We start from the raw sequence: 26,933 nt of genomic DNA, 5'->3' as shown, positions 1-26,933 counted from the left end.
CCATTGCGCCTGCCGCTTACAAGGCCGGCCGGCGCCACACTCTTCATCCACAGGGTTCTCATGCATCGCCATCTCACACGCACCCGTATCGCCGCCGCCGTCCTGGCGCTGGCGTCCTTGGCCAGCCACGCCGCGCCGACGCCCTCCACACCCACCCCGGCCAGCCACGCCGTGAGCACCACCACGCAGCTGCCGCGCGGGGTCACGCCCAGCCACTATGCGCTGTCGCTCACGCCCGACGCCCAGGCAGCCACCTTCGCCGCCAAAGTGGCCATCACGGTGGACGTGGCCGCGCCCACCAGCAGCGTCACCCTCAACGCGCTGGAGCTAAGCTTTGCCGGCGCCACCGCCGAAGGCGCGGGCGGCACGCAGCAGGCCAGCCGTATCGATGTCGATGCGACCACGCAGACGGCCACCCTGCACTTTGCCCGGCCGCTGGCCAGGGGCAAGCACACCTTGGTGATCAGCTACAGCGGCAAGATCGGCACCCAGGCCACCGGTCTGTTCTCGCTCGACTACGATACCCCCACCGGCCGCCAGCGCGCGCTGTACACGCAGTTTGAAAACTCCGACGCGCGCAGCGTGATTCCGTCGTGGGATGAACCGGACTACAAGGCCACCTTCGCGCTCGACGTGACGGTGCCCAGCACGCAGATGGCGGTCGGCAACATGCCCGTGGCCAGCAGCACGGAGCTGGGCGACGGCAAGAAGCGCGTGACGTTTGCCGTCACGCCGCGCATGTCGACCTATCTGCTGTTCTTCGGCCTGGGCGACTTCGAACGCGCCACGGCCATGGCCGACGGCACCGAAGTGGGCGTGATCACCAAGAAGGGCGCGCTGGCGCAAAGCCGTTTCGCGCTCGACGAGTCAGCCGCCCTGCTGCGCGAATACAACGATTATTTTGGCGTGCGCTACCCGCTGCCGAAACTCGACAACATCGCCGCGCCGGGCCGCAGCCAGTTCTTCGGCGCCATGGAAAACTGGGGCGCCGTATTTACCTTCGAATACAGCCTGCTGCTCGACCCGGCCATCTCGACCCAGTCAGACAAGGAAAACATCTACACCACCCTGGCCCATGAAATGGCGCACCAGTGGTTCGGCGACCTGGTCACCATGCGCTGGTGGGACGACCTGTGGCTCAACGAAGGCTTCGCCTCGTGGATGGAAAGCCGCGCCACCGAACGCATGCACCCGGAATGGAACTCGGCGCTGTCGTCCGTGCGCGTGCGCGACGGCGCGATGGCGCGCGACGCGCTCGTCACCACGCATCCGGTGGTCCAGCGCATCGCCACCGTCGAGCAGGCCAGCCAGGCCTTCGACACCATTACATATCAAAAAGGCGAATCGGTGATCCGCATGCTCGAAGCCTATGTCGGCGCCGACACCTGGCGCACGGCCGTGCGCAGCTACATGCGCAAGCACGCCTACGGCAATACCGTCTCGGATGACTTGTGGCGCGAAGTCGACGCGGCCGCCGGCAAGCCGGTCAGCGCGATTGCGCACGACTTCACCTTGCAGCCGGGCGTGCCGCTGATCCGCGTGGGCGAGGCCGTCTGCAAGGCGGGCAATACCAGCGTCACCTTGAGCCAGGGCGAATTTACCAAGGACCGCGAACAGAAAAAACCGCTGTCCTGGCGCGTGCCGGTGATCGCGCAAACCCTGGGCAACGCCAGACAGGCGCGCGTGCTGGTGCAAAACGGCAAGACGACGTTGAGCGTGCCCGGATGCGGCCCGCTGCTGGTCAACGCTGGCCAGAGCGGCTACTACCGCACCCTGTATGCGCCGGCACAGGCGGGCGCGCTGGCGTCCAGCTTTGCCCAACTGCCGGCCATCGATCAGCTGGGCCTGCTGTCGGACAGCCAGGCGCTGGGCATGGCCGGCCTGCAAAACCCGGCCGGCTTCCTGGAACTGGTCAAAGCCGCACCTTTGCAGGCCGATCCGCAGGTATGGGGCAAGGTAGCCGGCGGCCTCAATGACCTGCATGACCGGTATGCGGGCGACCAGGCGCGCCAGCGCCGCTTCGACGCCTGGGCCATTGCCAGATTGGCGCCGGTGATGGTGCAAACCGGCTGGCAGGCGCGCGACGGCGAGGCGGCCACCGTGGCCACCCTGCGCAGCCAGCTGATCGGCACCCTGAGCGACCTGGGCGACCCGGCCGTAATCGCCGAAGCGCGCCGCCGCCATGCCGCTGCCGGCAGCGACCCGTCCGCCATGCCGGCTGCGCTGCGCCGCACCATCCTGGGCGTGGTGGCGCAGCATGCCGACAGCGCCACCTGGGAGCAGTTGCACGCCGAAGCGCAAGCCGAAAAAACCCCGCTGATCCGCAACCAGCTGTATGACCTGCTGGCGTCCAGCGACGACACGGCGCTGGCCCGGCGCGCCCTGGCGCTGGCACTGACGGACGAGCCGGGCGTGACCAACAGCCCGGCCATGATCAGCCGCGTGGCCCATGCGCACCCGGACCTGGCGTTTGACTTCGCGCTGGCCCATATCGACCAGGTCAATGCGCGCATCGACGCCAGCTCGCGCAGCCGCTACTTCCCGCGCCTGGCCGCCGCCTCCGGCGAGCCGGCCATGCTGAGCAAGCTCGACGCCTACGCCAAGTCCCACCTGGCCGCCACCGCGCGCGGCGACGCCGATACCTCGATTGCCGATATCGCGTACCGCATCAAGGTGCGCACGCAACGCTTGCCGGCGATCGACAAGTGGCTGGCCACGCAATCGTAAACACAAGCAAAAAAAAACCGGCTTCGCGCAAGCGGCAGCCGGTTGAAACGCTTGTTCAGAGCGCAGGGATAAACAGGGAGGCAGTACAGTATTGCGGTACAGTACGTCACAACATATTCGTGCCGGTCATTGAGGTGTCCGGCAACCTTGCGCTCGGGGATGTCCGTGCGCCATGACCGTACTATGCCAGTCCTTCCTTTCATCAGGCTTAGGACTTCATTAAGCCTGCCTGATTTTGCTCCCGCTTCCCTGCAAAATTGGTGCCGATGGTTGAGCTCACCGGCTAAGCTGTTGAGTCATATGGGCATCCTATCGCTCCCCGAGCGTAGTGATCCGCGCCACATATGCTGTGCCAACGACAGCAGGATAACAGCGCCATATGACGCCAGCATGACGCACACCAACTTATCCGCTTTCTTTGCCGATTGCCTGCAATCGCTTACCATCCGATATGACTCGCTATTACTTTTTCCCAGGAACCTACATGCGCCACCCCTGCCTGCTGTTCACTTGCCTGCTGCTGGCCGCCTGTACCCCGCTGGCCGTCGCGCCGCCCGCGCCTGCCAGCACGGAGGCGGCCAGCCTGCCTTTGGCGGCGCCAGCCAAGGGCGAGAAACTGTGGCCCATCGACACTCGGGCCACCCTGCTGACGATTACCGTGCGGCGCGGCGGCGCGCTGGCGCGGCTGGGGCACGACCATGTGGTGGCCAGCCGCACGGTCACGGGCTGGGTGGCGCCTGACTTGAAACAGGCCGATTTCCAGTTCCGGCTCGACGCCATGAGCGTCGACGAAGGCGTGCTGCGCGAACGCGCCGGCCTGGAAACGACGCCGTCGGCCGAGGCCATCGCCGGCACGCGCCACAATATGCTGGTGCGCGTGCTCGACGCCGGGCGCTATCCGCTGGTGCAGATCCAGGCGCGCTTGCAGGCCGGCGCAAACGCGGTCGACGCCGCCATCACCCTGCACGGCGTGACGCGCCAGGTGGTGGTGCCGGTCAGGCTGGCGCAATCGCCCGACGGGCGCGGCCTGCGCGCCAGCGGCGCCTTCGTGCTCAAGCAAAGCGATTTCGGCATCGTGCCGTTTGCCATCATGGGCGGCGCCATGGCGGTACAGGACCCGATGGAACTGGCCTTCGACATCGTCGCCGGTATGGCGACTAACGCGCCAGGATCAGCCGCAGTCCCAGCGCAATGAAGATGGTACCGGCCACGCGGTCCAGCCACAGGCCGGCGCGCGGACGGCGGTTAAGCCACTTGCCGACAGCACCCGAAAAGTAACCGAGCAGGCCGAACAGCACGCAAGCCTGGGCCGTGAAGACCAGGCCCAGCTGCATCGTCTGCCAGCTGGCGCTGCCCTGTGACGCCACCACGAACTGCGGCAGGAACGACAAAAAGAACAACACGACTTTCGGATTGATACTATTGGCGAACAGGCCCTTGGCGAACAGGCGGCCCAGCGATTCGTCGGGCAAGGCGGCAGCGCCATCGACTCTGGCGCCGCCGCGGCTGCGCAGGGCAGCGACACCCAGCCACACCAGATACAGGCCACCTGCCACTTTCAAGACCGTAAACGCCGCCGGCGAGGCGGCCAGCAGGGCCGATACGCCCAGGGTCGCCAGCAAGGTATGCGTGAGGCAGCCCAGCGCGCAGCCCAGGCCGAAAACCATGCCCTGGCGCCGCCCGCGCGACATGCCGACGCCCAGCACCATCAGGTTGTCGGGGCCGGGGCTGGCCGTGACCAGCATGGCGGTGGCCAGGAAGGCCGTCAATTGTTCGGCACTGAGCATGCTCGCCCTCGCAGGAAAAAACCGTCATGATACAGGAAGTGTTGCTGCTGCATCAGCCTTGATGCATTAATGGCAAGCACTTGCCTCTGCCCGGTACTTGTCGATTAGAATGAGAGACCCCAGCACGGGCCACCATACCAACCAATGCCAGAGCACTTCTTCCTTTTTTGCCGCCGCCCCTGCCCCTGCCTTGCTCTACGCATGGTGGCGGCGTGGCTGGTGCTGCTCATGCTGGGCTGCCTGGCCGGCGGCGCGCAGGCACAAGTGGCGGCGGGCACGATCGCCTTGCCGCCGCAGGGCATCGTCCATCTGGGCACGCAGGGCAAGCTGTACAGCGCCAGCAATGAGGCTGCGCCCCTTGACGCCAGCGCCCTGCCCGGCTGGCTGGCGCGCCAGCGGCCTGTGCTTGATGTGGACCTGTTCGGCGGCGCCTACTGGCTGCATGCGCGCGTGCGCAACACCAGCAATGAAACGGCGTGGGTGATCGACCCCAACGACACGCTGATCGACACGGTCGACATCCATGTCTATGGCCCCGGCGATAGCAGCGCGCCGCTCACCTTGCTGTCCGGCTATCAGCGGCCACACGACTACCTGCTGCACTATGGCAAGAACGTCACCCTGGCGCCGGGCGCCACCTATGACATCCTGATCCATTTTTCCAGCCCCTATTACGCGCGCCCGCCCCTGTTTGCCGTCAAGACGCAGTTCGCGTACCGCAAGCTGGTGGGCCAGGAAAATTTCCTGACCATCGCCTCGATCGGCGCCCTGCTGGCGCTGGGCCTGTTCAATTTCTTTATTTTTTCGCTGACGCGCGAAAAAGCCTCGCTCTATTATGCGCTGTATGTGCTGATGTATGGCCTGGCCTGGGCCATCACCTTCCACGTATTTTCCGACTTGCTGGACTGGCGCTGCCTGCGCTTCCATTACGTGCCGTTCTTCCTGCTGCCCATCCTCAGCACCCTGTTTTACAGGCAGTTCCTGCGCCTGCGCGAACTGGCGCCCCGGCTCCACCGTTGGAGCCGCCTCAACCTGGTGCTGCCGCTGCTGCTGCTGCCCAGCTGCTTTTTCGCGCCGCAGTACGCGCATGCGCTGGCCTCTATCGCCATTACCGTCTGGATGGTGCAGGCCCTGGTCTGCGGCATCGTCGTGTGGCGCGGCGGCTACCAGCCAGCGCGCTTTTTCGTGCTCGGTTTTATCGCCCTGATGCTGCCCGCCTTCGTGATCCTGCCGGCCAACCTGGGATTGACCCCGGCCCTGGTCGCCAATGCCCAGCTGCTGACCCTGCTGGGCGGCACTCTCGATGGCCTGCTGCTGGCCTTTGCGCTGGCCGAACAGATACGGCTGCTGCGCAACCACCTGGAGCGGCGCGTGCAGGAACGCACGCAGGCGCTCACCCACAGCAATGACGCGCTGCTGGCGGCCAAGACCCAGGCCGAAGTGGTCAGCCGCCACCGCATCGATTTTTTGTCCGCCATGAGCCACGATATCCGTACCCCGCTGGCCGGCGTGATCGGCATGCTCAAATTCGCCTTGCGCGACCAGACCGTGCGCGGCCGCACCCAGGAATACCTGCGCATCGGCCTGCACAACGGCGAGTCGCTGCTGACGATATTGAACGATATCCTCGATTTCTCCAAGATCGACGCCGGCAAGCTGACGCTGGAAATGGTGGACTTCGACCTGCTGGCCCTGATCGGCGACGCGGCCGGCATCGTGCAGGGCCAGGCAGACGCCAAGAGCCTGCTGCTGCGGCGCGAACTGGCGCTGGACCTGCCGCGCTACGTGCGGGCCGACCCGACGCGCCTGCGCCAGATCCTGATCAACCTGCTGGGCAACGCCATCAAGTTCACGGCCAATGGCGAAGTGCTGCTGGAAGTGCGCCGCAGCCGTACGCCGTCGCGCCGCCAGCACTGCCACCAGATCGACTTCGTCATCAGCGACACCGGCACCGGCATCGCCGCCGACACCCTGCCCCGTTTGTTCCAGAAGTTCGAACAGGCCGACCACTCCACCACGCGCAGCTATGGCGGCACGGGCCTGGGCCTGGCCATCTGCAAGGAGCTGGTCGAACTGATGCAAGGCAGCATCGGCGTCGAAAGCCGGGTCGGCATCGGCTCGCGCTTTCATTTCAGCCTGCCCCTGCAGGAAGGCGTCGCGCCGCCCGTCGATGCATGCCAGGTGGCCCGCAATGCGCGCCACGAATGCCGCCTGCATATCCTGTGCGCCGAAGACGTGCGCACCAACCAGATCATCATCGGCACCCTGTTGGAGAGCATGGGCCACGCCGTCACCATCGTCGAAAATGGCGAGGAAGTGCTGCGCGCACTGGCCAGCGCGCCCTATGACGCGGTGCTGATGGACGGGCGCATGCCGCTGATGGACGGCGAACAGGCGGCGCGCCTGATCCGCGCCGGCGGCAAACAAGGCATCCCCGTGCTCGATCCGCGCATTCCGATTATCGCGCTGACCGCCAACGCCAGCGAACACGACCGACAACGCTACCTGAACGCCGGCATGGACGACTTCCTCAGCAAACCGGTCGACGAAGCGCTGCTGTTCCAGAAGATCGACGCGCTGATCGACCTGCTGCTGGCGCGCGGCCATGAACTGCCGTCCACCGTGCCGGTGCCGGCGGCCCAGGTGCATGAAGATGCGCTGGCGCGCCAGTTCGGCCTGGGCAAAGCCGTGCACGAGCCAGCCAGTACGCCAGCCTCTGTCGACCCGATGACGGCGCCGGTACATATCCTGCCGCTGGCCGGCCTGTCCGCGCAGCACGTGCAGCGCATCGCGCAAGCATTTCTCGCAGAAGCGCCGCGCCGCTTCGACCTGGCGCGCCAGGCGGTACGCGACGGCAACGCCAGCGCGGTGGCTGCCGCCTTCCATGCCCTGAAAGGCAGCGCGGGGTACCTGAGCCGCCCCACCTTGCATGCCCTGTGCCACCAAATGGAAACGCTGGCCTCGAACGGCAGGCTCGACGAGGTGGAAGCCTGCCTGCCGCAGATCGAGGCGGCGCTGGGCGAGGCGCGGCGCGACCTGGCCGCCTCCTCAGTATGAACCGGCCCTGAGCCAGGCCAGCAGCAGCTGAGGCCAGGCGGCCGGCTCGCTGCCGGCTTTGCCAACACCCCAGCCATGGCCGCCGTACTGGAATATATGCAGCGCCACCGGCACATGCGCGCGGCGCAGCGCCGCGAACATCAGCAGGCTGTTGTCGACGGGAGCGACGGAATCGTCGAGCGATTGGGCCAGGAAGACGGGCGGCGTGCGGCCGTCGACCAGCAATTCGACCGACAGCGCGTCGCGCGCGCCTTGCCCGGGCGCGGCGCCGAGCAGGATTTTTTTCGCATGCGTGGTGTCGAACGGCGCCTGCATGGTCAACACGGGATACAGCAGCACGGCAAAATCGGGCCGTGCCGACACGGCGTCAACTGCGTCGATGGCCGGGGCGAGCGGCGCATCGGGCCGTGCCGCCGTGATGCCGGCCAGGTGCGCGCCGGCGGAAAAGCCGAGTACGCCGATGCGCGCCGGATCGATATGCCACGCTACCGCGCGGCTGCGGATCAGCCGCATGGCGCGCTGCGCATCCTGGAATGGCGCCGGGACGCCGCCGCCTTCCTGCGGCAGGCGGTAGACCAGCTCAAAGGCGGCAATGCCCTGCGCTTGCAGCCAGGCGGCCGCCGGCGCGCTCTCCCTGCCCGCCTCGATATGCGCGTAGCCGCCGCCGCTGATCACCAGCATCGCCATGCCATTGGGCTGCGCCGGCAGGTGAGCGACCAGATAAGGCTGCGCCACCTGCGTGATCGAGCCTTTGCCGCTCTGCTGTTGCGCTGCGGCGGCGCCACCGCCGGGCGGCGCGCCGGGCCACAGGCGAATCGCGCCAGCCGGCATGGCCGGCGCAGGCAGGCAGGCAAAAGCAAAAACGACAGCGAGCAGGCGTTTCATGGGCACTCCGGTGAAAAGGAGGCTCCATGATAGCAACTTAAAAGTCGGTCTCGCCCTGGATCACCGCCGGATGCCCCGTCATCGCGCGCGAGGTCTGCATGCCCGCCATCACGGCCGCCTCGACGCAGCCGGCGTTCAGGCCCGTCCTGATCCAGTCGCCGGTCAAAAACAGGTTGGCAAAACCCGAGCCGTCGGTGGCCAGCCGGTATCGGGTGCTGCCCACCACCGACATCACATAACGCTCGGACGGGTCGACATTGGCGCGCCAGTACTGGCTGTCGAAACGCGCCGGACCGCTGGCTTCTTTTGCGTCGACCAGCCATTGCCAGGGAAAGGCGCCGGCCGGCCCCGCTTCCGGCCACAGCGCGGCGATCTGGTTTTCCAGCTGGTCGATCGCGCCACGTTTTGCCTGTTCCGCGCAGCGGGCCGGAAAGCCGCTATCGGTGACGGGAGGATAGCGGTCCACCGGCAAGGCGCTGCAAAAATAGGAGACGTTTTGGGGTTCGCTGCCCGCAGGCCAGTCCTCGCGCGCCAGCAACTGGTCCATCGGCGCCCAGGTATCGAAGGGTTCCGTAAACGCCGACAGCACCGGCTGCTGGCCGCCTGGCTGCGTGGTCCAGCCCATTTGCGCCAGGTTCTTGTTCAGCCATACCTGGTAGGCCTGGGTGGCCACCGTTTTCACCTTGTCGGCCGTTTGCGCCAGGGCGCTGCTAGCGGCCAGCAATTGCGGACACAGGGCTGGCAGCGAACCGATGGAAATGCCGAACACCACCTTGTCGAAGTCGACGCCCTTCTTCAATTCGGTAACGGGCAGCGGCTCGCCGAAGGCCTGCCGATATTGCTGCGGCCAGTCGCTCCAGTACGATTCCAGGTTGACGCCAGCATCCTGCAGCAAGGCCGCCTGGGCCGGCTCGAGCTGGGTGTAGTCAGGCGCGCTGGGCCAGCAGGCCAGGCCTTTCACGTCGACCAGCGGAGCGTAGCCGGCTGCGGGCTCGCGCAGCGCCACCTGTTCGGTGATGCGGATGCTGTCGATCTCGCCAGTGCCCTTGCCAGGCACCAGTTCCTCCACCCGCTGGAAGAATTTGAAGCGCACGCCGCGTTGTTTCAATACTTCATACAGCGGCGTGAAGATGGTGTCGCCCATGCCGGCCTGCATCTTGAACATGATGCCGCCCTTGTAGGCCAGGCCGATGCGCGCCATCGAGCGCAGCAAAGTGCCGGCCTCGATATTGGGCCGGGAAAAATCGCCGCCTTCATAGGCAAACACCAGGTCGTAGAAGCCGCGCACGGGGGCCGAATCGATGCTGAAACGCTCGTCGCCGCCGTGTTTTCTCAGCCAGTCGCGAAAATCGATATCGTTGATGACGTCAAAGCCGTGCTTGAACACGCCGTCCTCGAAACAGCCCTTGAGCACCGTGATGCCCAGGTCGAGGCAGGTAAACAGCCGGCGCAGGCTGTCGTCAACCTCCTCATCGGCATCGATCAGCGCCCGGTAGCGCAGGCGCAGCCAGGCGCGGATGCCCGCCAGAGTACCGGCCAGCAGCTGGTGGCGGGCCGCATCGTGGCGCCTGGAGTCGGGCGCCAGCTCGGCCACCAGCGCCACCAGCGCGCCCACCGACAAACCCACGTCGATCCCCAGCTCGTCGGCCTGTTCCACCACTTCATCGGCCAGCTTGTGCAGCCAGCCCGGCCACCTGCCTTCGCCCGCGTGACCGGGGTCGGCGCCAGCGCGGGCAATGCGCGCGTCGGCTTCGGCCACTTGCCGGATCTGCCGTATCCACTGCTCGATCCAGCCCACCATGGCCACCGCCATCTGCCACAGGGTAAGGTCTTCGCCACCTTCGCCCGGCTCGCCCGGCAGGGTGGGAAACACGATCGACCAGTTGCGCCATTGGCCGCGCACGTCTTCCGACAGCGCCACGTAATCGTGCTGTTTGAACGCGTCGCGCCAGGTCGCCAGGGGCGAGCCGGCAGGGCGCGCCAGGCTGGCGTAAGCCTCCTTGATCATCCTGAACGCGTTGGCATAGAAGCCGAACCAGATATGCAGGCCATGTTCCTCGATGCGCTGGCCATGCTGCGCATTGCGCCCGCTGGCGCCCTTGCCACCCAGGCGCCAGCCCAGCTGGTAGACGGTGATCTCGTGCCGGTTCTGCCAGCCCGGCTGGTCGGTGAGGTAATAGGCGGCCGTCAACGCCCCCACGCCGCCGCCGAGGATGGCAATTTTTTCGGGCGCGATCACCGAATTGTCGACCAGTTCCTCGCCCGGCATGGCGGTAAAGTCGAAATTGATGTTGAAAGGCAGGATGGCCGATTGCGTGCCCAGCTTCAGGCCCAGGGTACGGTCCAGCGGAAAGCTGTCGAAAGGGTGCAAGGTGCATTCGTATTCATGGCCCAGCAAATGGCCGCTGTGCAGGCGGTTGACTTCGGCCGGCGCGGCCACCAGCGCCTGGTAGACGGCTTTCACGCCCGCGCTGTCGGGAAACTGCTTGAGGAAGATCTGGTCGATGCGCGGCTTGCGCAGCAGCGAGAAAATATCCTGCCAGCCGGCGGCGTCGAGGTCGAAAAAGTCGGGGATAGCCACGAAGATCCTGAAAGCCTGCTCGAGCAGGTCGAGGAAGCTGGTGATGGGCTTGTGCGGTCCCGTCTGCACGGTGGCGTTGATTTCCAGCAGCGGGTGCAGGGCGAGTTGCGTTTCGGGCGAAAAAGGCTGGAAACCCCTCGTGGCCACCGAACAGCGCAGCGGATCGCTGCCGGCTGCGGGGATCTCGTATTCGCACAGGTATTTCGGATAGCCGAACAGTTCGCGCCCGTTAATCAGGGCCATCGCGTCATCGACAAAGATATGGCAGGGGTACCAGTAGATCTGCGCGAGCTTGCCGTGCTCGTCCATCTGGCCGACCATGATCCAGGTGACGATATCGACTTCCGTGATCCAGCCCTTGGCCTGGTCGACCGGATTGGCCGAATTGGCGTGGTTGACGCGCGTAAAGGTCAGCATCACATACGGCGACAAGGCCTTGAAGCGCATGCGCTTGCCGGCTACCTGGTTCAGGCTGGCGTCGATGGTCGCTTGCAGCCTGGCCAGCTCACCCTTGACGAAGTAGCCGTACATTTCGGACTGTTTCAGTTGCAGCGGCGAATGCATCATCACCGAACCGCCCTGGTAGATATAAGAAGGTCTTGCCGTCATCGTGTGCTCCCGCTGATAGGAAATAGTGGTGCACATAGTCTAGGTGAAAATGAAAGATTGACGATATGAAATTAATGGCGGAGTTCGCCAACCGGAAACCGCCTTGCCGCGCGGCGCGGTGTACGATAGCGGCATGCCCACAGCCCCCGCCATATCCACTATCGACATGCAAGCCGCCGCCATCACCACCGACTACGTTTCCACCTTTTCCGGCAACCGTTTCTACCCGCTGCGGCCCCATATCGACCGGGTCGCCATCGAGGATATCGCCCATGGCCTGGCCTATCAGTGCCGCTTCAATGGCCAGACGAAAACCTTTTATTCGATTGCTCAGCACAGCCTGATCGTGGCCGACCTGGTGCCGCCACCCTTGCGCCTGGCCGCCCTGCTGCATGACGCGGCCGAAGCCTACCTGGGCGACATGGTCAAGCCGCTCAAGGTACTGATGCCGCAATTTGCCGCGCTGGAAGACCAGGTGACGGCGATGATCGCCGCCACCTACGGCATCGACTTTTCCGATTACGCGCCCATCAAGCGCGCCGACCTGATCGCGCTGGCGACGGAAAAGCGCGACCTGATGCCCCATTCGGCCGAGCGCTGGGCCTACCTTGACGGCATCGCCGCCTTGCCCGGTATAATTGTCGCCATGGACCCCGGCGAAGCGAAGCAGTGCTTCTTGCGGCGTTTCCATGAATTGCGCCAAGGCTGAGGCCGCAGGCGTACCCCTGATACCGCGCTAAGCCACGGTTTTTGCACGGTTTTTCCAGATATCCACAGCAACTGTGGATAAAGTTGTTGATAAGCCCCTCTTGACAAGCCGCAACGCCAGTAGTGGTGCGGGTTTCAATAATTTGCTGAATTCGCAGGCAATTTTTTTCCTGTTTATAATCAATGACTTGGGATGACACCTTGGTGCGGCATCAACAGTATTTTGTCCAAGAGGAAAAATATTTTTTCTGTGCATAAAGACAGGGCGAAAAACCACGCCCTGGCGGGCCTGCCCTTTGACAAAGCGCACGCACTGGCCTAATGTAGATGCGGCGCGCACGCTCAACGCTGGGAAATGCATGAAAACCGATACTGTAAAAGCCACCAACGCGGATGATGAACCGGACTGGCTGATCGACGATCCGCAGCACGGCGAGGACAACGAGGCCGTCCAGGCCAGCGCGCAGCCATGGCGCGTGCTGATCGTCGATGACGACGTCGATGTCCACGTGGTGACCAAATTCGCCCTCAGCCAGGCCAGCTTCGAAGGCCGCCGGCTGAGCTTTCTGCACGCCTATACGGGCGAGGAAGCGCTGGCCCTGCTGCGCGGCACGCCCGACATCGCCGTGGTGCTGCTCGACGTGATCATGGAAACCCAGGATGCGGGCCTGCACGTGGCGCGCCAGATCCGCGAGGACTTGCACAACAGCGCCGTGCGCATCATCCTGCGCACCGGCCAGCCGGGCCAGGCGCTCGAGCACCGCATCATCATCGACTACGACATCAACGACTTCTGGTGCAAGACCGATCTGACCACGCGTAAACTGTTTACCACCGTGATTTCCTCGCTGCGCACCTATGCCAGCCTGCGCGATGCGCAACGGCAAGTGGCCGACCTGGCGGCGGCGCTGGAACACTGCATCGACCTGCCGCACGACCCGGTGGCCTGAGTTGCATGGCACCACTGGATGGACATACAGCAGTATTTGCAGCAGACTCAGGCGCCGCAAAGTTGCCGATATTCCAGTTGAAAATTGCTAAGTGGCGGATTGTTAAGCGCTTTTTCGGATATCCACAAGGACTGTGGATATCTTTGTGGATAAGCGCCACTTGACAGCCTTCAAAGCCACAGCCCATGCGGCTTTCAATAAACTGCTCAATCAAGCAGCAGAAAAAATATTCAATGAAATCAATTACTTGAAAAATGTCACAGGATCAGACATCGTCAGCGGAAAATTATTTACGCTGTTTCATCAAGCCATCATTTGTGTATAACTGATCAGTAAACCGGCAAGGCGGCGGGGCCAGGGGATGGACAAGGTGGGCCCGGCACGGTCATAATCGGTCATGACCGCGCCGCACGCCCCCACCCTCGCCGATGACCCGGACCAACCACGGCCGGAGTCACTGTCCGACCTGTTTTTCTCGTTTACCTGGCTGGCCCTGCAAGGCTTCGGCGGCGTGCTGGCCGTGATCCAGCGCGAAATGGTCGAGCGCAAGCGCTGGCTGACACAGGAACAATTTCTGGAAGACTGGGCAGTGGCGCAGATCATGCCCGGCCCCAACGTGGTGAACCTGTCGCTGATGGTGGGTGGGCGCCATTTCGGCCTGCGCGGCGCGCTGGCGGCGCTGGCCGGCATGCTGACCGTGCCGCTGCTGATCGTGCTGGTGCTCGGTGTGCTGTACACCGGCCTGGGCAACCACCCCCAAATGGCCGGCGCGCTGCGCGGCATGGCGGCCGTGTCGGCCGGCATGATCGCCGCCACCGGCATCAAGCTGGCCGCCGCCCTGGCCAGGCATCCGCTGCCCTTGTGGCTGACCCTGCCCCTGGTGGTGCTGGGCGTGCTGGCCGTGGCCGTGCTGCGCCTGCCGCTGGTCTATGTGCTGCTGGTGCTGGGCGGCCTGGGCTGTACCCTCACTTACCGCAAGCTGTCGCCATGAATCCACCTTTGCAACTGGTGCTGAGCGCCGCCGACTGGCTCAACCTGTTCGGCCACTACCTGATGCTGTCCCTGATGTCGGTCGGCGGCGCCGTTTCCACCACGCCCGAGATGCAGCGCTACCTGGTGGAGCAGCATGGCTGGCTGACGCAGGCGCAGTTCAACGAATCGATCGCCATCGCCCAGGCCGCGCCCGGCCCCAATGTATTGTTCGTCGCGCTGATGGGCTGGAACGTGGGCATGAACGCCGGCAGCACCACCGCCGCCTGCCTGGGCGTACTGGTCACCATGGTCGGCATCCTGCTGCCCAGCACCACGCTGACCTACCTGGCCGCAAGCTGGGGCCACCGCAACGGCCACCTGCGCGGCGTGCGCGCCTTCAAGCAGGGCATGGCGCCCATCGTCATCGCCCTGCTGATCTCCACCGGCATGATCCTCGGCGGCGCCAACTACAGGCTGGCCACCGACTGGCCGATCTGGACCTTATCGGTGGTGGCCGGCCTGATTATCTGGCGCACCAGGATACATCTGCTGTGGCTGCTGGCGGCGGGCGCCGTGCTGGGGTGGTTTCAGCTGGTCTGAATCAGACAGCCAGGTGCCGTTTGACATCCTCGCCGTCCATCAGCTGCGCTGCGCCGCTGGCCACCACGCTGCCGCGTGACAGCACGACAAACTGATCGGCCAGCTCGCGGGCAAAATCGAAATACTGTTCGCACAACACGATGGCGATATCGCCGCGCTGCTTGAGCAGGCGGATCACGCGGCCGATGTCCTTGATCACGGACGGCTGGATGCCTTCGGTCGGCTCATCGAAAATGATCAGTTCGGGGCTGGCCAGCAAGGCGCGCGCGATGGCCAGTTGCTGCTGCTGGCCGCCGGACAAATCGCCGCCGCGCCGCGCAAGCATTTCCTTAAGTACAGGAAACAGGTCGTAGACCATGTCGTCGATGCGCGCGGCCTGCCGGCCGCTTTTGACGGCCATGCCCATCAGCAGGTTTTCCTCGACCGTCAGGTGCGCGAAGATGTCGCGCCCCTGCGGCACATAGGCAATGCCCAGTTTGGCACGCGCATGCGGCGACAATTTGGTGATGTCGCGGCCATTGAACACCACCTTGCCCTGCGTCACCGGCAGCACGCCCATCAGGCATTTGAGCAAGGTGGTCTTGCCGACGCCATTGCGGCCCAGCAAAGCCAGGCATTCGCCCTTTTTCGCCGTCAGCGACACGCCGCGCAAGGTGTGCGAGGAGCCATAGTATTGATTCAGTTGCGTCACTTCCAGCATGCTTATCTTCCCAGGTAGACTTCGATGACGCGCTCGTCGGCTTGCACTTCGTCCATGCGGCCCTGCGCCAGCACCGCACCTTCATGCAGCACGGTGACGATGCCCTGCTGCGCGATTTCCGTGACAAAACCCATGTCGTGCTCGACCACCATAATGGAATGCTTGCCACGCAATTCGTTGAGCAGTTCGGCCGTGCGCGCCGTTTCCGCGTCCGACATGCCGGCCACCGGTTCGTCGAGCAGGATCAGTTGCGGCTCCTGCATCAGCAGCATGCCGATTTCCAGCCACTGCTTCTGTCCGTGCGACAGCAGGCCGGCGGGCCGCGCTTCCTGGCCGTGCAGGCGGATCAGGCGCAAAATCGCTTCGATCCTGCCTTCCTGCTCCGAGTTCAGCCGCGCGAACAGGGTGGGCGCGACGCGCTTGTTCATCTTCATCGCCAGTTCCAGATTGTCGAACACCGTGTGCTGCTCGAACACGGTGGGACGCTGGAACTTGCGTCCGATGCCGGCGTGGGCGATCGCATATTCCGTCATGGTCGACAGATCCATGGTCTGGCCGAACCAGGCCGTGCCGGACGTGGGCCGCGTCTTGCCGGTGATCACGTCCATCATGGTGGTCTTGCCGGCGCCATTGGGCCCGATAATGCAGCGCAGCTCGCCAACGGAAATATCGAGGCTCAGTTTGTTGATGGCCTTGAAGCCGTCGAATGACACCGTGATATCTTCCAGGTACAGAATCGCGCCATGGGTGGTGTCGACGCCCTCGCCCTTGACCCGCGCATACGACGAGCCGGTTTCCCCGGCGGCCATGCCGGCTACCATGCGGATGCTCATGCCGCCTCCTCTGCCACCACGGCGGATTTTTGACGTTTCAGTTTGGCCAGCACACCGAGCATGCCCTGCTGCATGAACAGGGTGACGACGATAAACAGCAGGCCCAGCGCGAACAGCCACAGTTCCGGCAAGGCGGCCGTAAACCAGCTTTTCAGGCCATTGACGGTAAACGCGCCCAGGATGGGGCCGATCAACGTGCCGCGCCCGCCCACGGCCACCCACACCACCATCTCGATCGAGTTGGCGGGCGACATTTCGGACGGGTTGATAATGCCCACCTGCGGCACATACAGGGCGCCGGCGATGCCGCACAGCACCGCTGACAGGGTCCAGACAAACAGCTTGAACCACAGCGGGTTGTAACCCAGGAACATCAACCGCGCTTCGCCGTCGCGCACGCCCTGCAGCACGCGCCCCAGCTTGGAGCTGACGATGGCGCGCGCGCCGACCAGCGCGGCCAGCAACACGGCCAGGGTCAGCAGGAACAGCACGGCCTTGGTGGCGGGCGCCGTCACGCTGTAGCCGAGGATGGTCTTGAAGTCGGTAAAGCCGTTGTTGCCGCCAAAGCCGGTGTCGTTGCGGAAAAACAGCAGCATGAAGGCATACGTCATGGCCTGCGTGATAATGGAAAAATACACGCCCTTGATGCGCGAGCGGAAGGCAAAGTAGCCGAACACAAAGGCGAGCAGGCCAGGCACCAGCACCACCAGCGCCATGCAGTACCAGAAGTGCTCCGTGAACGCCCAGTACCAGGGATAGGTCTTCCAGTCGAGGAACACCATAAAGTCGGGCAAGGCGCTGTGATACTGGCCCTCCGCGCCGATGGCGCGCATCAGGTACATGCCGTGCGCATAGGCGCCCAGCGCGAAGAACACGCCGTGGCCCAGCGACAAAATGCCGGTATAGCCCCATACCAGGTCCAGCGCCAGCGCGGCCAGCGCATAGCACATGAACTTGCCGACCAGGCCGACCGTATAGGCCGACACGTGCAAGGGATGGCCTTCGGCGAACGCCAGGTTAAAGATCGGCAGCAAGGCTGCCACGATGGTGAAGACGGCAATCGCCGCCCACACGGGCCGCGAAAACAGGCCCTGCTTGACGCGTAAAGAGGTAATCATTCGACGCTGCGTCCCTTCATGGCAAACAGGCCCTGCGGCCGGCGCTGGATAAAGATGATGATAAACACCAGGATGGCGATCTTGGCCAGCACGGCGCCCGCCACCGGTTCCAGGAATTTGTTGACTTCGCCGAGGCCCAGGGCCGCGATCACGGTGCCGGCCAGCTGACCCACGCCGCCCAGCACCACCACCATGAAGGAGTCGACGATATAGCTTTGTCCCAGGTCCGGCCCCACATTGCCCAGTTGCGACAGCGCCACGCCACCGAGGCCGGCGATGCCGGAGCCGAGGCCGAAGGTCAGCATGTCGACCTTGCCGGTGGCCACGCCCACGCAATCGGCCATGCGGCGGTTTTGCGTGACGGCGCGCACGAACAGACCGAGCCGGGTTTTATTGAGGATCAGCCACACGGCCACCACCACCAGCATGGCGAACACGATAATGGCGATGCGGTTGTACGGCAGCACCAGCGAGCCCAGTACCGTCACGCCGCCCGACATCCAGACCGGATTGGCCACTTCCACGTTCTGCGCGCCAAAGATGGTGCGGACAAGCTGCATCAGGATCAGGCTGATGCCCCAGGTGGCCAGCAGGGTTTCCAGCGGCCGGCCGTACAGCCAGCGGATCACCGTGCGCTCCAGCACCACGCCCACCATACCGGCGACAAAGAATGCGGCCGGCAGCGCGGCCAGCAGATACCAGTCCTGCAGGCCCGGCAAATAGGCGCGGAAGAACAGCTGGCACAGGTAGGTGGTGTAGGCGCCGATCATCAGCAGCTCGCCATGCGCCATATTGATGATGCCCATCAGGCCAAAGGTGATGGCCAGACCAAGAGCGGCCAGCAGCAGCACGCTGCCCAGCGACAGGCCATAGAAAATATTGCCGACCAATTCGGTGCGCTGCACCCGTCCTTTTATCTGCCCGATGGTATCGACGGCAGCGAGGCGTACCGCCTCGTCCGGCTCACCAGGCTTGCCATCCGGTCCCTTGTCGAGCATCGCCTGCAAGGGCGCAAGCAAACGCGCATCGCTGCTGATGGCCAGGTCTTGCACCGCCTGCTTGCGCGCGGCCACATCGGGCGCATGCAGGTTGGCGCTGGCGATCAGCACCTGCAGCATCGTTTTGATCTCGGTATCGGTTTCCTGCGCCAGCGCCTTGCGGATCAATGGAAGCTGCGCCGTGCTCACGGCCTGTTGCAACTCGCGCGCGGCGGCAAGGCGCGTTTCGCGCTGCGGCGCCAGCAGTTTCAAACCCGACAAGGCGCCGTCCACCACGCCGCGCAGCCGGTTGTTGACCATCACGCCGTCGATGCCGTCCGGCGCCGGCCCGGTCTTGCCGGTGGCCGGGTCATAGGCTTGCGCGCCATCGCCTTCGACGATGACCACCTGGCCGCCTGGCGTGGCGTACAGGGTTTCGGCCTGCAGCGCCTGCAACACGCGGGCCGCTTCGGGCGTGGCCAGCGCAGCGATCTGGCCGACGGCCGCGACCCGGGCTTCGGGATCGTCGCCGGACAGCGGTTTCAATAGCGCGGGGTCGATGGCGGCCTGGGCGCATAGCGGCAGCAGGCAAAGTAATAGCAAAATACGGCGGAGCGGACGCATGCGGGAAGACCTTTGCAGTAAGACTGAACGATAAGCCGGGGCATGGCTACGCCCTGCCCCGGCTCAGGACTTACAACTTCTGCTTGCCTTCATTACCCTTGATAAACGGGCTCCACGGCTGCGCGCGGATCGGCTCTTTGGTTTTCCACACCACATTGAACTGGCCATCGGACTTGATCTCGCCGATCATCACCGGCTTGTGCAAGTGATGGTTGGTCGCATCCATGGTCAGGGTAAAGCCCGATGGCGCCTTGAAGCTCTGGCCGGCCATGGCGGCAATCACCTTGTCGGTATCGGTCGACTTGGCCTTCTCAACGGCCTGCGCCCACATATGGATGCCGACATAGGTCGCTTCCATCGGGTCGTTGGTGACCACCGAGCCGGCGTTCGGCAGCTTCTGCTTGACGGCGTAGGCTTTCCACTTCTTGATGAAGTCGGTATTCACGGGGTTCTTGACGGACTCAAAATAATTCCATGCCGCCAGGTGGCCCAGCAAAGGCTTGGTGTCGATGCCGCGCAGCTCTTCCTCGCCCACCGAGAAGGCCACCACTGGCACGTCGGTCGCTTTCAGGCCGGCATTGCCCAGTTCCTTGTAGAACGGCACGTTCGAGTCGCCATTGATGGTGGAAATGACAGCCGTCTTGCCGCCGGCCGAGAACTTCTTGATATTGGCGACGATGGTCTGGTAGTCGGCGTGGCCGAATGGCGTGTAGACCTCGCTGATATCGCTGTCCTTGACGCCACGGCTTTTCAAAAAGGCGCGCAGGATCTTGTTGGTGGTGCGCGGATACACATAATCGGTACCCAGCAGCACGAAGCGCTTGGCTGCGCCGCCATCGGCGCTCATCAGGTATTCGACGGCGGGAATCGCCTGCTGGTTCGGTGCGGCGCCCGTGTAAAACACATTCTTTTCCAGTTCCTCGCCCTCGTACTGCACCGGGTAGAACAGCAGGCTGTTGAGCTCCTTGAAGACCGGCAAGACGGACTTGCGCGACACCGAGGTCCAGCAGCCGAACACCACCGACACTTTATCCTGCGCCACCAGCTGGCGCGCTTTTTCCGCGAACAGCGGCCAGTTCGAGGCCGGGTCGACCACCACCGGTTCGAGCTGCTTGCCCAGCACGCCGCCCTTGGCGTTGATCTCGGCGATCGTCATCAGCGCCACGTCTTTCAACGACGTTTCGGAAATGGCCATGGTGCCGGACAGCGAATGCAAAATCCCTACCTTGATGGTGTCGGCGGCAAACGCCGACTGCGTGTAGGCCGAGGCAATCATGGCCAATGCGCCTGCTGCTGCCGCTTTCAAGATGATGCGTCGTGACATGTGGACTCCTGAGGGTAAGAAATGGTCGAGAGGGGCATACCTTGCTGTTAAAGCAGAATGCATGCCAGCATCGGCCCCGTTGCCACATGAACAAAACGCCACTGTTTGGTGCGCCCGTGTTTTTGTTGCACGAAAAAAAACCCGGCCGCACAAGGACTGTGCAGCCGGGTTCGACAAATGCAACGCGCTGGTGCTTTACCTGGCGACGCCCTTGCGTGGTGCGCGCAGCCGGCGCCATCCCTTGCGGCCCAGCGGGAACACGATGGCGAACGCCAGCAGCCACGGCAGGATGAACGCCAGCGCCGTGATGGCATTGGCCGTGCCCTCGGACAGGTTGTCCGTAAAGTTGCCCAGCGAGCGTTTGACGGGCGACCAGAACGAACGCTTGCCTTGCGCGCTGATCGAGACATTGAGCAAGTCGGTATCGATGCGCTGCATCAACAGCGCGTTGGCGGCCGTCGCCTCTTCCAGCTCCGTCTGCACGGTGGCCAGCTCTTTCGTGACCTTGATCAAGGCATCGACATTGTTCCCCGAACGTTTTTCCAGTTCCTGCAATTGCGCCTGGTACTGCTTGAGCATCTCGAGGCGCTTGCGGCTGTCCATCACGGGACGGCCCAGGTCCTGCGCCTTGGTGCCCTGGCTGGTCAGCTCGCCTGCGGCCGCCACCAGGCCAACAATTTTCCGGACGCCGGCCGGCCTGGCGCGCAGGCTGATACGCGCCTGCATGTAGCGGCCGCTGTCGAGGCTGGAGTCGAGCAGCATGCAGCCATTGACCGTATCGGCCTTGCAGGCGGCCACCACTTTTTCATACAGGGGCTGCACCTGGGCTTCGCTGGTGTCGACGCCGACCGCGTGTTCGTAGGCGAGAAACTGCGCGCCCTGTTCCTTGCCCTGCAGGCGCGCGACGCTCGCTTGGCCGCCAGGCTCGTTCTTGCTGCCACAACCAGCCAGCGCCACCAGCGCAATCGCCGCCGCGACCCTGCCCACCTTCGCCGGCTTGAGAGAAAATTGCATGATTTCCTTTTTATTAATATATCGTCGCGCGCATTTTATTGCCAAACCTGAATAGTCGCCAACGCGACAGGCAAGCCGGCAAACCCGCCCGCTTTGGCGCAGCGCCGCTAACTGGTATCATGCGGGCAAACGCTGGCCTTTCAATCGGCCCCGGCACTGCAACACACCGCGAAGCGGGTCCGCGCACAGCCTTGCCTGAGCGTGCGCCGCTGACGCCATACTATAAGAGAAACCATCGATCATGAACACAGCAAACCACCCGTCGTTCTGGCGCCGTATTCCGCTCGCTTTTGGCGCCTTTTTCAGCACCCTGTCCGACGGCGCCTATGCCGCCCGCGTGGAAAAGCTGAACCTGCCCGAGGCCGCCCCGGTCGCGCCTGTCGCCCCTGCTCCTGCGCCCGTGCCAACGCCTGCCGCCGCGCCCGTGATCCTGAAAGAAGCCACGCCCGACGCCGCCCTGCAATTGCTGGCCCTGCTGCAGCGCGAAGCGCGTTTGATCGACTTCACCCAGGAAAACCTGGCCAGCCATGCCGACGCCGATATCGGCGCGGCCGCCCGCGTGGTGCACGAAGGCTGCGCCAAGGTCCTGCGCGAATACTTCAGCATTGAGCCGGTACGTGCGGAGAACGAAGGCAGCCGCATCGTGCTGCAGGAAGGCTTTGATCCAGCTGCCGTGCGCCTGACCGGCAATGTGGTCGGCACGGCGCCGTTCAAGGGTACCCTGAGCCACCGCGGCTGGCGCGCGTCCAGCGTGCGCCTGCCGAAACTGAACGACAAGCACGACGCATCCATCCTGGCGCCGGCCGAGGTGGAGTTATGAACGGTCAGACTTCCACGCCGCAATTTGCCATCGGCATCGACCTGGGCACCACCCACAGCGCCCTGTCGTATGTGAACTTGAAAGAGAGCGACGGCGAGCACTCAAACCACGGCGTGCTGCAGGTGCCGCAGTTATCCAACCCCGGCACCGTGGAAGAGCTGCCGCTGCTGCCCTCCTTCGTCTACCTGCCCCATGCCGAAGAAATAGCGCCCGGCGACCTGGCCCTGCCGTGGGTGACCGAAGAGGCCGAGGCGCCGTTCGTGGTCGGTGAAATGGCGCGCAGCCGTGGCGCCACCACGCCGATCCGCCTGGTCTCCAGCGCAAAAAGCTGGCTGTGCCACCCGGGGGTGGACCGCCGCGCGGCCATCTTGCCGAATGACGCGCCGCCGGAAGTTGCGCGCATCTCGCCGATCACGGCCGCCACGCGCTACCTGACGCATTTGCGCCAGGCCTGGGATCACGCTCACCCCGAAGCGCCGTTTCTTGAGCAGGAAATTACCGTCACCATTCCGGCGTCGTTCGATCCGTCCGCGCGCGAGCTGACCATGGAAGCGGCGCAGGCGGCAGGCTTCGGCAATCTGACCTTGCTCGAAGAGCCGCAAGCGGCCTTATATAGCTGGATTCAGACCAGCGAGGGGCGCTGGCGCAAGGACGTGAAACCGGGCGACATCATCCTGGTCGTCGATGTGGGCGGCGGCACCAGCGACTTTTCGCTGATCGCCGTGCTCGAGCGCGATGGCGTGCTCGAACCGCACCGGGTCGCCGTCGGCGAACATATCCTGCTCGGTGGCGACAATATGGACCTGGCGCTGGCCCACCTGGTGGCGCGCAAACTGGCCGCCAACGGCACCCAGCTCGACGCCTGGCAGATGCGCGCGCTGACCTACGGCTGCCGCAGCGCCAAGGAAAGCCTGCTGGCCGACAGCGGCATGGACAGCGCGGCGATCGTGGTGCCGAGCCGCGGTTCCAAACTGATCGGCGGCTCGATCCGCACGGAACTGACGCGCGAGGAAGTGTCGACCTTTATCCTGGAGGGATTCTTCCCGCAGGTGGAGGCATCGAGCCGCCCTGCCGTGCGCGCGCGCGCGGGCCTGACGCAACTGGGCCTGCCGTATGCGCAGGACGCGGCCATCACGCGCCACCTGGCGGCCTTCCTGGGCCGCCAGGTGGCGGCCACCGCCGACCTGGAAGGTTTTACAAGCCGCCAGTCGAGCGAGGCCAGCTTTTTGCACCCCACCGCCGTGCTGTTCAACGGCGGCGTGTTCAAGTCCGAGCTGCTGGCACAGCGCATCATGGGCGCCGTCAACGACTGGCTGTACCTGGAAGGCGCGCAGCCGGCGCGCATGCTGGCCGGCGCCGACCTCGACCTGGCCGTGGCGCGCGGCGCCGCCTACTACAGCTATGTGCGGCGCGGCCATGGCGTGCGCATTCGCGGCGGCACGGCCAGCGCCTTCTATGTGGCAATCGAGTCGGCCATGCCGGCCATCCCCGGCATGGAGCCGCCGATCCAGGCCCTGTGCGTGGCGCCGTTCGGCATGGAAGAAGGCAGCGAGCTGGAACTGCCGGGCCAGCAATTCGGCCTGGTGGTGGGTGAACCGGTGCACTTCCGCTTCTTCGCCTCGTCCACCCGCCGCACCGATCAGATCGGCGAGCTGCTCGACTTCTGGGCGCCGGACGAACTGCAGGAACTAAGCGAGATCCAGGCCACCCTGTCGGCTGAAAACCGCCAGGCCGGCGACGTCGTGCAGGTGAAACTGCATGCGCGCGTGACGGAAGCGGGCACCCTGGAGCTGCTGGCCGTTTCCCTTGACGGCGCCGCGCGCTGGAAAGTGGAATTCGACGTGCGCGGCACGGCGCAGTAAATGAGCAAGGCCAAGGGAAGCGCCTCGTACCTTGTCGGCATCGACCTGGGCACCACCAATACGGTGGTGGCCTACGCAAATGCGGCTGACGCCAGCGATACGGCAGCCGGCATCCGGCTGTTCGAGATCGAGCAGCTGCTGGCGCCAGGCGAAGTGGGGCCGCGCGCCCTGCTACCGTCGCTGCGCTATCACCCGGCCGAAGGCGAACTGGCGCAGGATGAGTTGCGCCTGCCGTGGTCACCAGCAGACGTGGCCGGCGTGGAGCACGCCGTCACCGGGATGCTCGCGCGCGTGTTGGGCGGCCAGGTACCGGGCCGGCTGGTAGCGAGCGCCAAGAGCTGGCTGTCGCATGCCAATGTCGACCGCCATGCGCCCATCCTGCCCTGGGGCGCAGAGGGCGACGTGGCCAAGGTTTCGCCGGTGGCCGCCAGCGCCAGCTACCTGGCCTATGTGCGCGCGGCCTGGAATGCGCGTTTTCCCGGCGCCCCGATGGAACGCCAGGAACTGGTGCTGACCATTCCCGCCTCGTTCGACGAAGGCGCCCGCGCCCTCACGCTGGCAGCGGCGAAGCTGGCCGGCCTGTCCACGCTCAGGCTGGTGGAAGAACCGCAAGCCGCTTTTTATGATTTTTTGCACCGCCACCGCGACGACCTGCACGCGCAGCTGGCGCACACGCGCCGCATCCTGGTGGTTGACGTGGGCGGCGGCACCACCGACTTCAGCCTGATCGATGTCGACCTCGATGAGCAGGGCGAACCGCGATTGACGCGCAGCGGCGTGGGCAACCACCTGATCCTCGGTGGCGACAATATGGACCTGGCGCTGGCGCATCTGGTGGAAACACGCATGTCGGCGGGTACCGAAGGTGGCATGAAGCTGTCGGCCGCGCGCCTGTCGCAGCTGATGGAGCGCTGCCGCGCCGCCAAGGAAGTGCTGCTGTCACGCGACGCACCCGACAAGGCCACCGTCACCCTGCTCGGTTCAGGCTCGCGCCTGGTCAAGGGCACGCGCTCGGTCGAGCTCACGCGCAAGGAAGTGGCCAGCATGGTGGTCGACGGCTTTTTCCCGCTGGTGGAAAAAAACGATGTGGCAAGAAAAGGCCGCGCCGGCATCGTCGAATTCGGCCTGCCCTACGCCCAGGACGCGGCCATCACGCGCCACCTGGCCAGCTTTCTGCAGCAGCACCCGGGCGAACTGCCCGACACCCTGTTGCTGAACGGCGGCGTATTTCGCGCCGACGCGCTGGCGCAGCGCCTGATGGAAACCATGAGCGCCTGGCGCGGTTCCGCCGTCACGGTGCTGCACAACGATAACCCCGACGTGGCCGTGGCGCGCGGCGCGGTGGCCTATGCGCTGGCGCGCCACGGCCAGGCGCCGCGCATCGCCGGCGGCTCGCCGCGCAGCTTTTTTCTGGTGCTCGGCGAGGGCAAGGACCAGCGCGCCGTCTGCATTTTGCCGCGCGGTGCAGCCAGCGGCGAGGAAATCCGCCTGCTTGAGCGCCGCTTCGCGCTGCGCCTGGGCCGCCCCGTGCGCTTTCACCTGGCCTCGTCCACCGGCGAGACCGGCACGCCGCCGCAGCTGGGCGACCTGGTCGATCTGGCCGATGGCGATTTCGTGCGCCTGCCGCCGCTGGCCAGCGTGCTGCACGACCCGGATTACCCGAACGACAAGCGCGAAATCACGGTGCAGCTGGCCACCGTGATGACGGAAGTGGGCACCCTGGAAGTGCATTGCGTGGCCGAGGACAATCCCGGCTTGCGCTGGCTGCTGGAATTCCAGCTGCGCGGCGAGGAAGACGTGGACGCAGGAGCATCGACGGTCTCGCCGCGCGTAAAAGAAGCGGTGGACAAGATCGAGCGCATCTTTGGCGGCAAGGCGCAAAAAGTCACGCCCAAGGAAGTGCGCCAGCTGCGCCAGCACCTGGAACAGGGCCTGGGCGGGCGCGAAGGCTGGGACACCGCCCTGCTGCGCCAGCTGTTCGACGCCCTGCTGCAGCGCAACCGGGGCCGGCGCCGCTCCGCCGACCATGAACGGGTGTGGCTGAATCTGGCCGGCTGGTGCCTGCGCCCCGGTTACGGCGACGCGCTCGACCCCTGGCGCATCGAACAATTGTGGGCCATGTTCGACAGCGGCGTGCAGCACCACAAGGACAGCCAGGTCTGCGCCGAATGGTGGACCCTGTGGCGCCGCGTCACCGGCGGCCTCGACGCTACCTCGCAGCTGCGCCTGCTCGACGACTTCGCCTTCAACCTGCAGGCCGATGCAGCCCAGCGCGGCAGCCGCCCCGTCACCCTGGTCAACGGCAGCATTGATGACATGCTGCGCCTGGGCGCCTCGCTCGAACGCATTCCCGGCAGCTACAAGGCCGAAGTAGGCGCCTGGCTGTTGAAACGCCTGGAAAAATCAAAAAACCGGACCGATGCCGGCGACGCGCACAGCCTGTGGGCGCTGGCACGGGTCGGCGCGCGCCAGCCCTTCCATGGCAGCGCGCATGAGGTGGTAGATGCAGTCACAGCGGCGCAATGGCTGGAGCGGCTGCTGGCGCTGGACTGGAAAAAAACCGAAGCGGCCGCCTTTGCCAGCGCCCATATCGCCCGCATGACAGGCGACCGCTCGCGCGATATAGCCGACGCGCAGCGCGCCGCGATAATCGCCAGGCTCAAGGGCATTGGCGCGCCCGAAACCTGGGTCGCCATGGTGCGCGAAGTGGTGCAGCTCGACGAGGCTGCTACCCGCCGCATGCTCGGGGAGGCGCTGCCGCCGGGGCTGAAGCTGCTGGCTTGAA

The 26,933-nt window shown here is 64.8% G+C and carries 21 protein-coding genes; 11 read left to right on the top strand and 10 right to left on the bottom strand.

The genetic code is table 11. The annotated features are described in order from the left end of the window. Positions 1-60 precede the first annotated feature (60 nt). Positions 61-2,727: a M1 family metallopeptidase gene (locus CD932_RS21460; protein ID WP_094444827.1), complete on the top strand. Its 2,667-nt coding sequence runs from the start codon at positions 61-63 to the stop codon at positions 2,725-2,727. A gap of 484 nt (positions 2,728-3,211) precedes the next feature. Continuing rightward, positions 3,212-3,922: a YceI family protein gene (locus CD932_RS21455; RefSeq protein ID WP_094444826.1), complete on the top strand. Its 711-nt coding sequence runs from the start codon at positions 3,212-3,214 to the stop codon at positions 3,920-3,922. Here the strand turns inward: CD932_RS21455 and CD932_RS21450 are convergent. Then, entirely contained in the window at positions 3,885-4,514 is a 630-nt protein-coding gene (locus CD932_RS21450) for a LysE family translocator (RefSeq protein ID WP_094444825.1), read from the bottom strand. The two genes, CD932_RS21455 and CD932_RS21450, sit on opposite strands and share 38 nt — an antisense overlap. Before the next feature lie 201 nt (positions 4,515-4,715). Here CD932_RS21450 and CD932_RS21445 point away from each other — a divergent pair, with 201 nt between their 5' ends. Beyond that, on the top strand, positions 4,716-7,571 hold the full coding sequence (locus CD932_RS21445; protein ID WP_094444824.1) for a hybrid sensor histidine kinase/response regulator: 2,856 nt from the start codon (positions 4,716-4,718) through the stop codon (positions 7,569-7,571). On the opposite strand, the gene CD932_RS21440 is transcribed toward CD932_RS21445, so the two are convergent. Both CD932_RS21440 and CD932_RS21435 read right to left on the bottom strand, forming a co-directional pair. Continuing rightward, positions 7,563-8,456 (bottom strand): alpha/beta hydrolase, encoded by an 894-nt coding sequence (locus tag CD932_RS21440; RefSeq protein ID WP_094444823.1) that lies wholly within the window; start codon positions 8,454-8,456, stop codon positions 7,563-7,565. The genes CD932_RS21445 and CD932_RS21440 overlap by 9 nt on opposite strands. A gap of 37 nt (positions 8,457-8,493) precedes the next feature. Continuing rightward, positions 8,494-11,646, bottom strand: coding sequence for an FAD/NAD(P)-binding protein (locus tag CD932_RS21435; protein ID WP_176461084.1), 3,153 nt, complete (start codon positions 11,644-11,646; stop codon positions 8,494-8,496). Positions 11,647-11,779: 133 nt separating this feature from the next. Here CD932_RS21435 and CD932_RS21430 point away from each other — a divergent pair, with 133 nt between their 5' ends. Continuing rightward, positions 11,780-12,355, top strand: a complete 576-nt coding sequence (locus tag CD932_RS21430; protein WP_254926701.1) for a phosphohydrolase — start codon at positions 11,780-11,782, stop codon at positions 12,353-12,355. A 27-nt stretch (positions 12,356-12,382) separates the two neighbouring features. Here CD932_RS21430 and CD932_RS28425 read toward each other — a convergent pair whose 3' ends face one another. Then, a complete protein-coding gene (locus CD932_RS28425; protein WP_141213332.1) occupies positions 12,383-12,664 on the bottom strand; it encodes a hypothetical protein in 282 nt (93 codons plus the stop codon). 49 nt (positions 12,665-12,713) lie between these two features. Between CD932_RS28425 and CD932_RS21425 the strand changes: the two genes are divergently transcribed. The 4 genes from CD932_RS21425 (at position 12,714) to CD932_RS21410 (ending at position 14,876) form a co-directional block, all read left to right on the top strand. Then, the gene (locus tag CD932_RS21425) at positions 12,714-13,304 is read left to right on the top strand and encodes a response regulator (RefSeq protein ID WP_254926700.1); all 591 of its coding nucleotides are present in this window, start codon (positions 12,714-12,716) and stop codon (positions 13,302-13,304) included. A 145-nt stretch (positions 13,305-13,449) separates the two neighbouring features. After that, a complete protein-coding gene (locus CD932_RS21420; protein WP_141213331.1) occupies positions 13,450-13,629 on the top strand; it encodes a hypothetical protein in 180 nt (59 codons plus the stop codon). 72 nt (positions 13,630-13,701) lie between these two features. After that, a complete protein-coding gene (locus tag CD932_RS21415; RefSeq protein ID WP_094444820.1) occupies positions 13,702-14,295 on the top strand; it encodes a chromate transporter in 594 nt (197 codons plus the stop codon). Then, positions 14,292-14,876, top strand: coding sequence for a chromate transporter (locus CD932_RS21410; RefSeq protein ID WP_094444819.1), 585 nt, complete (start codon positions 14,292-14,294; stop codon positions 14,874-14,876). The genes CD932_RS21415 and CD932_RS21410 overlap by 4 nt, the downstream gene beginning before the upstream one ends. Position 14,877: 1 nt before the next feature. Here CD932_RS21410 and urtE read toward each other — a convergent pair whose 3' ends face one another. The 6 genes from urtE to CD932_RS21380 form a co-directional block, all read right to left on the bottom strand. After that, on the bottom strand, positions 14,878-15,576 hold the full coding sequence (gene urtE / locus CD932_RS21405) for an urea ABC transporter ATP-binding subunit UrtE (RefSeq protein ID WP_094444818.1): 699 nt from the start codon (positions 15,574-15,576) through the stop codon (positions 14,878-14,880). Positions 15,577-15,578: 2 nt separating this feature from the next. Further along, the gene (gene urtD / locus CD932_RS21400; RefSeq protein ID WP_094445304.1) at positions 15,579-16,385 is read right to left on the bottom strand and encodes an urea ABC transporter ATP-binding protein UrtD; all 807 of its coding nucleotides are present in this window, start codon (positions 16,383-16,385) and stop codon (positions 15,579-15,581) included. 20 nt (positions 16,386-16,405) lie between these two features. Then, on the bottom strand, positions 16,406-17,524 hold the full coding sequence (urtC, locus tag CD932_RS21395) for an urea ABC transporter permease subunit UrtC (protein WP_094445303.1): 1,119 nt from the start codon (positions 17,522-17,524) through the stop codon (positions 16,406-16,408). Beyond that, positions 17,524-19,128, bottom strand: coding sequence for an urea ABC transporter permease subunit UrtB (gene urtB, locus CD932_RS21390; RefSeq protein WP_094444817.1), 1,605 nt, complete (start codon positions 19,126-19,128; stop codon positions 17,524-17,526). Before urtB ends, urtC begins: the two co-directional genes overlap by 1 nt. A 70-nt stretch (positions 19,129-19,198) precedes the next feature. Further along, a complete protein-coding gene (urtA, locus tag CD932_RS21385; RefSeq protein ID WP_094444816.1) occupies positions 19,199-20,452 on the bottom strand; it encodes an urea ABC transporter substrate-binding protein in 1,254 nt (417 codons plus the stop codon). A gap of 195 nt (positions 20,453-20,647) precedes the next feature. Then, positions 20,648-21,466 carry a DUF4349 domain-containing protein gene (locus tag CD932_RS21380; RefSeq protein WP_094444815.1) on the bottom strand — a complete coding sequence of 273 codons (819 nt, stop codon included), beginning with the start codon at positions 21,464-21,466 and terminating at the stop codon, positions 20,648-20,650. 241 nt (positions 21,467-21,707) lie between these two features. Here CD932_RS21380 and CD932_RS21375 point away from each other — a divergent pair, with 241 nt between their 5' ends. Genes CD932_RS21375 through CD932_RS21365 form a run of 3 tightly spaced genes read left to right on the top strand, consistent with a single transcriptional unit; the run spans position 21,708 to position 26,932 of the window. Further along, entirely contained in the window at positions 21,708-22,286 is a 579-nt protein-coding gene (locus tag CD932_RS21375) for a DUF2760 domain-containing protein (protein ID WP_094444814.1), read from the top strand. Continuing rightward, positions 22,283-24,148, top strand: a complete 1,866-nt coding sequence (locus CD932_RS21370; protein ID WP_094444813.1) for an Hsp70 family protein — start codon at positions 22,283-22,285, stop codon at positions 24,146-24,148. Before CD932_RS21375 ends, CD932_RS21370 begins: the two co-directional genes overlap by 4 nt. Further along, the gene (locus tag CD932_RS21365) at positions 24,149-26,932 is read left to right on the top strand and encodes an Hsp70 family protein (RefSeq protein WP_094444812.1); all 2,784 of its coding nucleotides are present in this window, start codon (positions 24,149-24,151) and stop codon (positions 26,930-26,932) included. Position 26,933: the final 1 nt, after the last annotated feature.

It is taken from the genome of Janthinobacterium sp. PC23-8, from assembly GCF_002250505.1.
In the GTDB taxonomy this organism is placed as follows: Bacteria; Pseudomonadota; Gammaproteobacteria; order Burkholderiales; family Burkholderiaceae_D; genus Janthinobacterium.
This window is presented reverse-complemented; position numbering and strand designations above follow the sequence as displayed.

Bases quoted from the DNA above. Each gene is read 5' to 3' on its own strand.
- CD932_RS21460 (WP_094444827.1), top strand. From the start codon at position 61: ATGCATCGCCATCTCACACGCACCCGTATCGCCGCCGCCGTCCTGGCG.
- CD932_RS21455 (WP_094444826.1), top strand. From the start codon at position 3,212: ATGCGCCACCCCTGCCTGCTGTTCACTTGCCTGCTGCTGGCCGCCTGT.
- urtA (WP_094444816.1), bottom strand. From the start codon at position 20,452: ATGTCACGACGCATCATCTTGAAAGCGGCAGCAGCAGGCGCATTGGCC.
- CD932_RS21445 (WP_094444824.1), top strand. From the start codon at position 4,716: ATGGTGGCGGCGTGGCTGGTGCTGCTCATGCTGGGCTGCCTGGCCGGC.
- CD932_RS21380 (WP_094444815.1), bottom strand. From the start codon at position 21,466: ATGCAATTTTCTCTCAAGCCGGCGAAGGTGGGCAGGGTCGCGGCGGCG.
- CD932_RS21375 (WP_094444814.1), top strand. From the start codon at position 21,708: ATGAACACAGCAAACCACCCGTCGTTCTGGCGCCGTATTCCGCTCGCT.
- CD932_RS21415 (WP_094444820.1), top strand. From the start codon at position 13,702: ATGACCGCGCCGCACGCCCCCACCCTCGCCGATGACCCGGACCAACCA.
- CD932_RS21435 (WP_176461084.1), bottom strand. From the start codon at position 11,646: ATGACGGCAAGACCTTCTTATATCTACCAGGGCGGTTCGGTGATGATG.
- CD932_RS21430 (WP_254926701.1), top strand. From the start codon at position 11,780: ATGCCCACAGCCCCCGCCATATCCACTATCGACATGCAAGCCGCCGCC.
- CD932_RS21365 (WP_094444812.1), top strand. From the start codon at position 24,149: ATGAGCAAGGCCAAGGGAAGCGCCTCGTACCTTGTCGGCATCGACCTG.
- urtB (WP_094444817.1), bottom strand. From the start codon at position 19,128: ATGCGTCCGCTCCGCCGTATTTTGCTATTACTTTGCCTGCTGCCGCTA.
- CD932_RS21440 (WP_094444823.1), bottom strand. From the start codon at position 8,456: ATGAAACGCCTGCTCGCTGTCGTTTTTGCTTTTGCCTGCCTGCCTGCG.
- urtE (WP_094444818.1), bottom strand. From the start codon at position 15,576: ATGCTGGAAGTGACGCAACTGAATCAATACTATGGCTCCTCGCACACC.
- urtD (WP_094445304.1), bottom strand. From the start codon at position 16,385: ATGGCCGCCGGGGAAACCGGCTCGTCGTATGCGCGGGTCAAGGGCGAG.
- CD932_RS21425 (WP_254926700.1), top strand. From the start codon at position 12,714: ATGAAAACCGATACTGTAAAAGCCACCAACGCGGATGATGAACCGGAC.
- CD932_RS21410 (WP_094444819.1), top strand. From the start codon at position 14,292: ATGAATCCACCTTTGCAACTGGTGCTGAGCGCCGCCGACTGGCTCAAC.
- CD932_RS21370 (WP_094444813.1), top strand. From the start codon at position 22,283: ATGAACGGTCAGACTTCCACGCCGCAATTTGCCATCGGCATCGACCTG.
- CD932_RS21450 (WP_094444825.1), bottom strand. From the start codon at position 4,514: ATGCTCAGTGCCGAACAATTGACGGCCTTCCTGGCCACCGCCATGCTG.